This window comes from Escherichia sp. E3659, assembly GCF_005781135.1.
In the GTDB taxonomy this organism is placed as follows: Bacteria; Pseudomonadota; Gammaproteobacteria; order Enterobacterales; family Enterobacteriaceae; genus Escherichia.
The window spans coordinates 400,570-411,118 of record NZ_VATQ01000006.1; the positions used below are offsets into that span (position 1 = coordinate 400,570).

The 10,549-nt window shown below is 49.6% G+C and carries 7 protein-coding genes and 1 pseudogene; 5 read left to right on the plus strand and 3 right to left on the minus strand.

Translation table 11 applies throughout. The features are described 5' to 3' along the window. Positions 1–107 precede the first annotated feature (107 nt). On the minus strand, positions 108–3,632 hold the full coding sequence (nifJ, locus tag FEK47_RS07400) for a pyruvate:ferredoxin (flavodoxin) oxidoreductase (RefSeq protein WP_135404319.1): 3,525 nt from the start codon (positions 3,630–3,632) through the stop codon (positions 108–110). A gap of 271 nt (positions 3,633–3,903) precedes the next feature. On the opposite strand from nifJ, the gene FEK47_RS07405 reads away from it, so the two are divergent. After that, positions 3,904–4,170: a DUF333 domain-containing protein gene (locus FEK47_RS07405; RefSeq protein ID WP_064527363.1), complete on the plus strand. Its 267-nt coding sequence runs from the start codon at positions 3,904–3,906 to the stop codon at positions 4,168–4,170. Here FEK47_RS07405 and hslJ read toward each other — a convergent pair. Both hslJ and ldhA read right to left on the minus strand, forming a co-directional pair. Beyond that, the gene (hslJ, locus tag FEK47_RS07410) at positions 4,167–4,589 is read right to left on the minus strand and encodes a heat shock protein HslJ (RefSeq protein ID WP_130208751.1); all 423 of its coding nucleotides are present in this window, start codon (positions 4,587–4,589) and stop codon (positions 4,167–4,169) included. The genes FEK47_RS07405 and hslJ overlap by 4 nt on opposite strands. Positions 4,590–4,746: 157 nt before the next feature. Further along, positions 4,747–5,736 carry a D-lactate dehydrogenase gene (ldhA, locus tag FEK47_RS07415; protein ID WP_064527367.1) on the minus strand — a complete coding sequence of 330 codons (990 nt, stop codon included), beginning with the start codon at positions 5,734–5,736 and terminating at the stop codon, positions 4,747–4,749. A gap of 207 nt (positions 5,737–5,943) precedes the next feature. Between ldhA and FEK47_RS07420 the strand changes: the two genes are divergently transcribed. The 4 genes and pseudogenes from FEK47_RS07420 to FEK47_RS25380 all read left to right on the plus strand — a co-directional run. Then, positions 5,944–8,583: a YdbH family protein gene (locus FEK47_RS07420; protein ID WP_135486136.1), complete on the plus strand. Its 2,640-nt coding sequence runs from the start codon at positions 5,944–5,946 to the stop codon at positions 8,581–8,583. Next, entirely contained in the window at positions 8,580–8,765 is a 186-nt protein-coding gene (locus FEK47_RS07425) for a YnbE family lipoprotein (RefSeq protein WP_135486135.1), read from the plus strand. Before FEK47_RS07420 ends, FEK47_RS07425 begins: the two co-directional genes overlap by 4 nt. Before the next feature lie 7 nt (positions 8,766–8,772). Next, on the plus strand, positions 8,773–9,096 hold the full coding sequence (locus tag FEK47_RS07430) for a YdbL family protein (protein ID WP_135486333.1): 324 nt from the start codon (positions 8,773–8,775) through the stop codon (positions 9,094–9,096). A 484-nt stretch (positions 9,097–9,580) separates the two neighbouring features. Further along, a pseudogene (locus tag FEK47_RS25380) lies at positions 9,581–10,549 on the plus strand (autotransporter domain-containing protein); the annotation flags it as partial.

Below are 10,549 nucleotides of genomic sequence, written 5' to 3' on the forward strand. Positions count from 1 at the left end.
TTTTCGGTTGGGTCATTGCATTACTAATGTTTTTCCAACGAATAAAAAGACAAGCCCGAACTTTCGTTCGGGCTTTTTTTTAATTGGATAATAGTTATCCAGAAAGGTTACTCGGTGCTATTTTTTTCCGCCTTTCCGGCCATTTGTGCCAGGAAGTCATAACGTTTTTGCAAATCAGCGGCGGCATCTTTCCATAACTGTTCTGCCACTTCCGGCTGTTGCGTGTTCAGACGGCGGAAACGCTGCTCATGAAGAAGCGTTTCTTCCAGAGCTTCTGAAGGCGGGCGGGAATCCAGCGCCAGCGGCAGTTTACCTTCATCGGCTCGACGCGGATCAAAGCGATACAGCGGCCAGAAGCCCGTTGCGGTGAGTTGACGCATCTGGTCGTGACTTAATGCCAGGTCATAACCGTGCTCTTCACATGGGCTGTAAGCAATAATCAGCGATGGCCCCGGATACGCTTCCGCTTCCTGTATCGCTTTCACCGTCTGGTTGAGTTGTGCGCCCAGAGAAATCTGCGCGACATAAACATGACCGTACATCATCATGCTAACACCAAGATCTTTGCGTGCTTTGCGTTTGCCATGTTCACCAAACTTAGTTACCGCGCCAAGCGGGGTAGCTTTCGACGCCTGACCACCGGTATTGGAATAGCATTGCGTATCCAGCACCAGGATGTTGACGTTTTCCGTCAGACTCAACACATGATCCAGACCGCCAAAGCCGATGTCGTAAGCCCAGCCGTCACCACCAATCAGCCAGATTGATTTCTCCACCAGTGCATCTGCGTCACGCAGCAGTTCATGCGCTTCAGCCACATCTTTGAGTTGCTGGCGCAGAGCAGCGACTTGTTCGCGACGAACGTCTGGTGTGGCGTCTGATTTCAACGCAGTCAGTAACTCAGCAGGGATTTTGTCGGCAAATTGATCCAGCAGACGCAGCACGCGGACACGGTGTTGATCGACTGTCAGGCGGAAACCAAGGCCGAATTCGGCATTATCTTCAAATAGCGAGTTCGCCCATGCCGGTCCACGACCGTTGGCATCAGTGGTATATGGCGTGGAGGGCAGGTTGCCGCCGTAAATAGAAGAACAACCAGTAGCGTTGGCAATCAACATCCGATCGCCATAGAGCTGAGTGAGCAATTTGATATACGGCGTCTCACCACAACCGGAGCAAGCGCCAGAATATTCAAACAGCGGAGTGATCAACTGCGAAGTACGAATATCAATACGTTCCAGTTTGCTGCGGTCGATTTCTGGTAAATTCAGGAAGAAGTCGTAATTGATTTTCTCTTCTTCCACATGTTCCAGGCGCGACATCATATTGATGGCTTTGATCTCTGGATTTTGTCGGTCTTTCGCCGGGCAAACTTCTACGCACAGGTTACAACCGGTGCAATCTTCCGGTGCCACCTGCAACACATATTTCTGCCCGCGCATATCACGAGATTTTACATCCAGTGAATGCAGGCTGGTCGGAGCGTTTTCCATCGCTTCGGGCGGTACGACTTTCGCGCGAATGGCAGAGTGTGGGCAAGCGGCGACGCAGTGGTTACATTGAGTACAGAGTTCCTCTTTCCAGATAGGGATCTCTTCGGCAATGTTGCGTTTTTCCCAGCGAGTAGTGCCCATCGGCCAGGTGCCGTCTGGTGGTAGCGCTGAAACGGGGAGGGCGTCGCCAAGTCCGGCGAGCATCGCAGCGGTAACCGTTTTGACAAAATCAGGTGCGGCATCAGATACCACTGGTGGACGGTTGGCACTTTGCGGATTTACCGGTTGCAGAGGTACTTCTTCAACGGACTCGCGTGCCAGCGCCAGAGCTTGCCAGTTGCGTTCCACCAGATCCTGGCCTTTGCTGCTGTAACTTTTGGCAATGGCGCCCTGCAATTCTGCGAGGGCGCTATCGCCAGGCAGAATTTGCGTTAGATGGAAAAAAGCCATCTGCATGACAGTATTAATGCGAGCTGCCAGCCCACATTCACGGGCGATTTTCGCCGCGTTAATCACATAGAAACGCGCTTTTTTCTGATTCAACACAGCCTGGACTTCCTGCGGCAGTCGCGACCACACTTCATCTGCGCTGTACGGCGTGTTGAGCAGGAAAATGCCGCCAGGTTTTAAACGCTCAGCCATTTGATATTTGTCGATAAACTGCAACTGGTGGCAGCCAACAAAATCAGCCTGGGAAATGAGATAAGCGGAACGAATCGGCTGCTCGCTCACGCGAAGGTGAGAAACCGTCAGGCCGCCCGCCTTTTTGGAGTCGTAAACAAAATAGCCCTGTGCGTACCACGGCGTGGAATTACCGATAATTTTGATATTGTTTTTAGTTGCGGAAACGCTGCCGTCGCTACCCAGCCCGTAAAAGAGAGCTTCCAGTTTTGCGGAGTTCGGCAGAGTATTTTCCGGCAATGGCAGCGACAAATTGGTCACATCGTCATAAATACCAACCGTAAAGCGCGCTTTCGGTTTAGCTGCGTTGAGTTCGGCGAATACCGCCAGTACACAGTCTGGGCCAAATTCTTTGGATGAAAGACCATAGCGCCCACCAATGACGCGTGGCAGTGTTTCGCGCTCGCCATTATTAAAGGCTTCAGCCAGCGCCGTCATTACATCCAGATACAGGGGTTCTGCCTGCGCACCAGGCTCTTTGGTGCGATCCAGCACCGCCACAGTACGTACAGAGTTCGGCAATGCTTGCAGTAAGTGTCTGGCGGAGAAAGGGCGGTAAAGTCGCACTTTTAGTACGCCCACTTTTTCGCCATGGGTCAGCAATTCGTCCACGACTTCTTCACAGGTGCCGATGGCCGACCCCATCAGGATAATTACCCGTTCCGCTTGCGGATGACCATAATACTCAAACGGCTGATACTGGCGACCTGTAGCGGCAGCGAAATCAGCCATCGCCTGTTCAACATGGTCATAGACCGCGTTGTACCACGGGTTAGTGGCCTCACGTGACTGGAAGTAAGTGTCCGGATTAGCCGACGTACCGCGGATTACCGGATGTTCCGGGTTAAGTGCGCGAATGCGATGAGCATCAATTTCTGCCTGGGGCATTAGCTCAAGAATAGTGTCGTCGGCCAGTGGGACAATTTTGTTGATTTCGTGGGAAGTGCGGAAACCATCAAAGAAATGAATAAATGGTACGCGGCTTTTCAGCGTTGCGATGTGCGAAATGAGAGCAAAGTCTTGGGCTTCCTGCACGTTTGCTGCACACAGCATGGCACAGCCAGTCTGACGTACCGCCATCACATCTGAATGATCGCCAAAAATAGAGAGCGCATGCGTGGCCACAGTACGCGCTGCCACATGCAGTACAAACGGCGTCAGCTCACCTGCCAGTTTATACAGCGTCGGGATCATCAGCAGTAAACCCTGCGACGATGTAAATGATGTCGAAAGAGCGCCTGTTTGCAAAGCACCATGCACAGTTGCGATAGCGCCAGCTTCTGACTGCATTTCAACCACACGAGGTGTATCTCCCCATACGTTCTTCAGGCCGTTTCCGGCCCAGGCATCAGCCTGTTCAGCCATCGTGGAACTCGGGGTAATAGGGTAAATGGCGATAACTTCACTGGTGCGAAATGCCACCGAAGCTACCGCGCCATTTCCGTCAATTGTGATCATACGACACCCTTACATTGCGCAAATGAGGGGCGCACGAAAAAGCTGCGCGCCCAGTAGTAATCTTTTAATTTTAGCAAATGGCTTTCTGCTGCATTTTCGCTTTTGTGTTCTCTATATCAGCGTAATGAATGTTTTGATCAAATCCCGGGCAAAAAAATAGCCACAAAATAGTAAAAAAACGTTGCAATTCACATACAGTTCTCGACGTGGCCGCCTGAGCTGCCTATTATTACGGCGGTTTCGTTGGACTTAAAGATTTGAGGAAGTAAAGATGCGAGTAATGTTGTGCGTAGGGGCTGCCGTTTTATTGTTGTCGGCGTGTAGTAGTGAACCTGTTCAGCAGGCGACCGCGGCGCATGTGGCCCCAGGTTTAAAAGCGTCAATGTCGAGTAGTGGAGAGGCAAATTGTGCAATGATTGGCGGTTCGCTTTCCGTTGCCCGTCAACTGGATGGTACAGCGATCGGGATGTGTGCATTGCCCAACGGCAAACGCTGTAGCGAACAGTCGCTTGCCGCCGGAAGTTGTGGCAGTTATTAATTCATTAAATCCGCCAGCTTATACGTTAATGTCTGTTTTGCGGTCGCCAGCGTTAACTGATTCGCGGTCAGATCCACTTGCGCACCTTCTTTCAGCATTTCGCGGATGGTGTTATCGAGTTCGTTAAGCTGTGGATTGGCACACATCATACGAGTCATTGCCAGTCCTTTAACTTTTAGTTCTCCGTCCGAAAGTTTACCTTCGCCGCTAAAGCGGTTGCACATGTTGCCAGAAATCATCATCTTTTCACCAAAGCTGATTTCTGGCGGGTTTTTCTCGCTGGCAACAGGTTGACCATTTACACTTTCCAGTACGAAACGGTGATGCTGTAACTGTTCTGGCGTTACAGCAATTTTGTCATTACTTACACATCCCGCCATCAGCAGGCTTAGCGCGACTAGCGCGGCAACTTTCTTCATTTTAGTTCTCTACTTAAGGTATAAATTTGGTGCTGTTTGCCGAATACAACGCTGATTGCGTCTTATCCGTCCTTAAAACATATTTTAAGAATAGAAGATCAAATATCTTTGAGGATTATCTGAATAAGCTCCCCTGTATGACAGGGGAGCGGTAAGATTAAACCAGTTCGTTCGGGCAGGGTTCGCCTTTTTCCAGATTGCTCAAGTTTTGCAGCGTTGTCTGGGAAATACTGGTCAGGGCTTCTGCCGTCAGGAACGCCTGGTGTCCGGTGAACAGTACGTTATGGCAGGCTGACAGACGACGGAAAACATCATCCTGAATCACATCGTTGGATTTATCTTCAAAGAACAGATCGCGTTCATTCTCATACACGTCCATTCCCAGCGAGCCAATTTTCTGGTTTTTCAGTGCTTCAATCGCGGCTTGTGAATCAATCAGCGCACCACGACTGGTGTTGATGATCATTACGCCATTTTTCATCTGATCGAACGCCGCCTCATTCAGCAGGTGGTAGTTCTCCGGCGTCAGCGGGCAGTGCAGGGAGATAACGTCTGATTCAGAGAACAAGGTCGGCAGATCGACATATTCCACGCCGAGTTCCAGCGCCGCCGCACTTGGATACGGATCGAATGCCAACAGACGCATACCAAAACCTTTCAGTATACGCAGCATTGCCACACCGATTTTACCGGTGCCAATCACCCCCGCCGTTTTACCGTACATAGTAAAACCAGTAAGCCCCTCCAGAGAGAAGTTGGCGTCACGGGTACGCTGATACGCGCGGTGAATACGACGGTTCAGCGTCATCATCATACCAATCGCATGTTCAGCGACGGCTTCCGGATCGTAAGCCGGGACACGCACCACTTTGAATCCCAGTTCTTTTGCCGCGTCGAGGTCGACGTTATTGAAACCGGCACAGCGCAGGGCGATATACTTAACGCCGTGCTTTTTCAGCTCTTCCAGCACCGGACGGCTGCCGTCGTCGTTTACGAAAATACATACTGCTTCGCAACCATTGGCGGTTTTTGCCGTTTTTTCCGTCAGCAGAAAGTCAAAAAATTCCAGCTCAAAGCCAAAGGACTCGTTCACCTGTTGCAGGTACTTTTTGTCGTACTGTTTTGTGCTATATACGGCGAGTTTCATAAGACTTTCTCCAGTGATGTTGAATCACATTTAAGCTACTAAAAATATTTTACAAAATTTAAAATTTAATTGAAAGTTATGGCGATATTGAAAATTCCAGGAACATCTATGCTTAGTGTAGGCGCAACCTTCAACTGAACGGTTAAACATGCCACAATACCTGTATTGACTGCTTAATTTTTCGCTAAATCAGGATATTAACTACCCATGTTGGGTAAATATAAAGCCGTTCTCGCGCTGCTATTGCTGATTATTCTTGTGCCGTTGACGCTGCTGATGACGCTCGGGCTGTGGGTTCCCACGCTGGCGGGTATCTGGCTACCGCTCGGTACACGCATTGCATTGGATGAAAGCCCACGCATTACGCGTAAAGGTTTAATTATTCCCGATCTTCGTTATTTGGTGGCGGATTGCCAGTTGGCACACATCACCGATGCCAGTCTTTCGCATCCCAGTCGCTGGTTATTGAACGTCGGTACAGTAGAACTTGACTCCACTTGCCTGGCGAAATTGCCAAAGGAAGAACCCTCGCCAGCCGCGCCGAAAACTCTTGCGCAGTGGCAATCCATGCTGCCTAACACCTGGATCAATATTGATAAACTGATTTTTTCACCCTGGCAGGAATGGCAGGGAAAACTCTCTCTATCGTTGACCTCCGATATCCAGCAACTCCGTTATCAGGGCGAAAAAGTTAAATTTCAAGGCCAACTTAAAGGGCAGCAACTCACGGTCAGTGAACTGGATGTTGCCGCCTTTGCAAATCAGCCGCCAGTAAAACTGGTGGGAGAATTTACCATGCCGCTTGTGCCGGATGGGCTTCCGGTAAGTGGTCATGCTACAGCAACGTTGAACCTGCCGCAGGAACCGTCACTGGTGGATGCCGAGCTGGAGTGGCAGGAAAATAGTGGGCAATTGATTGTAATGGCTCGAGATAACGGCGATCCGTTGCTCGATTTGCCGTGGGAAATTACCCGTCAACAGTTGACCGTTAGCGATGGTCGCTGGAGCTGGCCGTATGAAGGTTTTCCCCTGAGTGGGCGGCTGGGTATCAAAGTCGACAACTGGCAGGCAGGGCTTGAGAACGCGTTGGTTAGTGGTCGACTGAGTGTGCTGACCCAAGGGCAAGCGGGTAAGGGTAACGCGGTGCTTAATTTCGGCCCAGGAAAATTAAGCATGGATAACAGTCAGATGCCGCTGCAACTGACCGGTGAAGCGAAACAGGCAGATCTCATTTTATATGCTCGCTTACCTGCTCACTTAAGCGGAAGTCTGGCTGACCCAACGCTGGCCTTTGAACCGGGCGCATTATTACGCTCTAAAGGGAGAGTCATCGATTCGCTGGACATTGACGAAATCCGCTGGCCGTTAGCAGGTGTTAAAGTGACACAACGTGGTGTGGACGGTCGCTTGCAGGCCATTTTGCAGGCTCATGAAAATGAATTGGGCGACTTCGTGCTGCATATGGATGGGCTGGCGAATGATTTTCTTCCTGACGCAGGCCGCTGGCAGTGGCGTTACTGGGGCAAGGGCAGTTTTACCCCAATGCACGCCACCTGGGATGTTGCAGGAAAAGGTGAGTGGCAGGACAGCACGATTACGCTGACCGACCTCTCGACCGGTTTCGATCAGTTGCAATATGGCACAATGACGGTAGAAAATCCGCGATTGATTCTCGACGAGCCCGTCGTCTGGGTACGTGACCCACAGAAACCTTCGTTTCGAGGGGCGCTTTCGCTGGATGCAGGACAAACACTTTTCACGGGCGGTAGTGTGTTACCGCCATCAACTTTAAAATTTAGTGTCGATGGACGCGATCCGACGTATTTCCTCTTCAAAGGGGATTTACATGCTGGTGAGATTGGTCCGGTACGGGTGAATGGTCGCTGGGACGGTATTCGCCTGCGCGGCAACGCCTGGTGGCCAAAACAATCACTGACCGTATTCCAGCCGCTGGTGCCACCAGACTGGAAGATGAACTTACGTGATGGCGAGTTGTATGCCCAGGTGGCATTTTCTGCTGCGCCTGAGCAGGGCTTCCGTGCGGGTGGGCATGGCGTGTTGAAAGGTGGCAGCGCGTGGATGCCAGACAACCAGGTCAACGGTGTCGACTTTGTTTTGCCATTTCGTTTTGCCGACGGTGCGTGGCACCTGGGAACGCGGCGGCCTGTGTCATTACGTATTGCTGAGGTGGTTAACCTGGTGACGGCAAAAAATATCACTGCCGATCTTCAGGGCCGTTATCCGTGGACCGAAGACGAACCCTTGTTACTGACCGATGTGAGTGTTGATGTTTTGGGCGGTAACGTGCTGATGAAACAATTACGTATGCCGCAACACGATCCGGCGCTGTTGCGACTGAATAATCTCTCTTCCAGTGAACTGGTTAGCGCCGTCAATCCGAAGCAATTCGCTATGTCAGGGGCATTTAGTGGTGCATTGCCGCTATGGCTTAATAATGAAAAATGGATTGTAAAAGATGGCTGGCTGGCAAACGCAGGTCCCATGACTTTGCGCCTGGATAAAGACACCGCCGATGCAGTGGCAAAAGACAATATGACCGCTGGAACTGCCATCAACTGGTTGCGCTATATGGAAATTAGCCGTTCATCGACAAAAATTAATTTAGATAATCTCGGCATGTTAACCATGCAGGCGACGATCAGTGGTAATAGTCGCGTCGATGGTAAAACCGGTACGGTAAATCTCAATTACAGCCATGAAGAGAATATTTTCACGCTGTGGCGCAGTTTACGCTTTGGCGATAATCTCCAGGCATGGCTGGAACAGAATGCCCGACTCCCGGAAACTGGCTGCCCATCAGGAAAAGAGTGTGAGGAAAAACAATGAAAATAGTGATAGCCGCGTTCGCGTCCTCTTTTATGTTGGTTGGCTGTACGCCGCGCATTGAAGTGGCTGCACCGAAAGATCCAATCACCATTAATATGAACGTTAAAATTGAGCATGAGATCATCATCAAGGCGGACAAAGATGTTGAAGATTTGCTCAAAACCCGTAGCGATCTTTTTTGAGGTAATGATGAAAAGAACATTACTCATAGCGGTATGGATTATTGGACTGGTGAGCAGTAGTGCGATGGCATTAACCCTGAATGAAGCCAGAAGTCAGGGTCGGGTAGGTGAAAGGCATAATGGCTACCTTGCGGCTATAAGCCCTGATCCGGAAACACGCGAGCTGGTAGCAAATATCAACCAGGCACGGAAAGAGAGTTATCAGAAGCTCGCTGAAAGCCATAATATCCCATTGGAGGAAGTGGCAAATCTGGCAGGGACGAAGCTGGTGGAAAAGGCAAAACCCGGTGAATACGTGCAGGGCATAAATGGTATGTGGATACGGAAATAACATGCAACGGTAGTTCAAACACCATTTGGTCGTAGTCGGTGAAAAATACGGTATTAGTTAACAAGATCATAGAGCAGCGTGTTGCTGCAAAGGAGAACACCGATTACACCGGCATTCCTGAGAAAAAGATGAATGTCTTAAAAGAGAGGCGTTCGCAACTCTAGTGAATTGCTGCTCATCAAATAAATAATCCCAACAAATAATCAACATTAATAATATTCTCTACGTGAATTTAATATCGAAATCATTATTGTCTTGAGACGTTTTTTAATCATATATAAATATTGTTCTTATGTTGTTATATATTCACTGTATCTATATTTAGGTAATGTCAACAAAATAGGTTGAATAATGTACTGCTGACAATATAGAATGCCTCTCATATATTTTTTGAATATTTTACAGTCAGATATTTGTAAGGGTTGTTGATTTCAATGATCTTTATGAATTCTGGCATTCTTTATATTTGTCAGAAGGATTTATTATGCAAAGGAAAACCCTATTATCAGCCTGTATTGCATTAGCTCTGAGTGGTCAGGGTTGGGCGGCTGATATTACAGAGACAGAAACGGCCACAGGCGAAAAGAAAAATACCAATGTGACTTGTCCGGCAGACCCTGACAAGCTGACTCCGGAAGCGTTAAAGCAAATCCCTCCCGAATGTTCTCCACAAGTACAACAAAACCTTATGCCGTGGGTTGCCTCTGGTGCCTTTGCGTTAATCACCGCGCTGGCGGTCGTCGAACTAAACGACGATGGTAATCATCATCATGGCAACAATGCCCCTGTACCGCCGACACCACCCGATGATGATTCAGGCGATACTCCAGTACCCCCAACGCCTGGCGGAGATGATATAATCCCGGACGATGGTCAAGATGATCCCCCGCAGCCCCCCAAACCCATTTCGTTTAATAATGACGTTATCTTCGATAAAACAGCAAAAACGTTAACGATTCGCGATACCGTTTTTACTTATAGCGAGAATGCCGATGGGACTATTTCTCTGCAAGATAGCAATGGGCGTAAGGCAACGATTGATCTTTGGCAGATTGATGAAGCAAATAATACCGTAGCCCTTGAAGGGGTGAGCGCAGATGGCGCAATAACGTGGCAATATAATCACAATGGTGAACTCATTATTACGGGTGATAATGCCACAGTAAACAACAACGGCAAAACCACCGTTGACGGGAAAGACTCCACCGGTACGGAAATCAACGGTAATAACGGGAAAGTTGTTCAGGACGGCGATCTGGATGTCAGCGGCGGCGGTCACGGTATAGATATCACCGGCGACAGTGCGACGGTAGATAACAAAGGCACCATGACCGTTACCGATCCGGAGTCCATCGGTATTCAGATCGACGGCGACCAGGCGGTTGTTAACAACGAAGGCGAGAGCACCATCACCAACGGCGGCACCGGCACACAGATTAACGGTGACGACGCC